Source organism: Alcanivorax sp. HI0044 (assembly GCF_001634945.1).
This window is the reverse complement of the sequence record NZ_LWEZ01001294.1, coordinates 1-872: the sequence shown is the minus strand read 5'-3', so window position 1 is coordinate 872 and position 872 is coordinate 1. Positions and strand designations below refer to the sequence as shown.

1 pseudogene is annotated in these 872 nt (G+C 57.7%); it reads left to right on the top strand.

The features are described from left to right. Nucleotides 1-150 precede the first annotated feature (150 nt). A pseudogene (locus A3730_RS18840) lies at nucleotides 151-872 on the top strand (ATPase); the annotation flags it as partial.

Sequence of the window (872 nt, the reverse complement as noted above, 5' to 3'; positions counted from 1 at the left end):
GCGTTCAGTCATAGTTATCAGCGCTGCATGCAAACACACAACATGCTTGCATGCTGAAAGAAATGGGAGATCTAGTGTAGCCTAAGAGCCCTCAAAACAAGAAGGGCGTTGCATGCCAGCGTGAAGCGTGAGGCGTGCAAGCATAAAACAATGAGTGATCTGAACGACCTGAAAATGCTGCTTGAGTCCCGCTATCCCATCGTGGTGATTGAAACCTGGGAGGAGCTGCGGGCGCTGGATTTGATTCGCCGCCTGGGGATGCGAGAGGGGCGACCGGTGTTCGGCTGGAATGCGGTGGACGGCCTGCGCCGGCTGGAACTGGAAGACAGCCCCAGCCAGAAACACACCATTGAACCGGATGCCATGCTGGGACAGATTCGCGGTACCAATGAGCCGGGGATCTATGCGCTGTGTGATCTGCACCCTTATCTGGACGGTGAGCCAAAGCACGTCCGGTTGCTCAAGGAAATCGCCCTGCACCATGAGCGCCTGCATCACACTCTAGTGCTGATCAGCCATGAATTGACCATTCCCGCGGAACTGCGCCGTTATTGCACTCGCTTCAGCCTGTCCATGCCCGATGAAAAGCAGTTGGAGCACATCGTTCAGGACGAAGCGCGCCGTTTCAAGAAAGAGCGGGGCGAACGGGTGCGCGCGGACCGGGCCTCGCTGGACCGGCTGGTGCGCAACCTGCGTGGCTTGAGCGTGGAAGATGCCCGTAAGCTGGCCCGTGGGGCGATTATCCACGATGGCGCCATCACCGAGGCGGACCTGCCGGAGGTGAACAAAGCCAAGTTTGCATTGATGGAAATGGACGGCGTACTGAGCTACGAATACGACACTGACAGCTTCGCTAATGTGGGCGGGTTGCA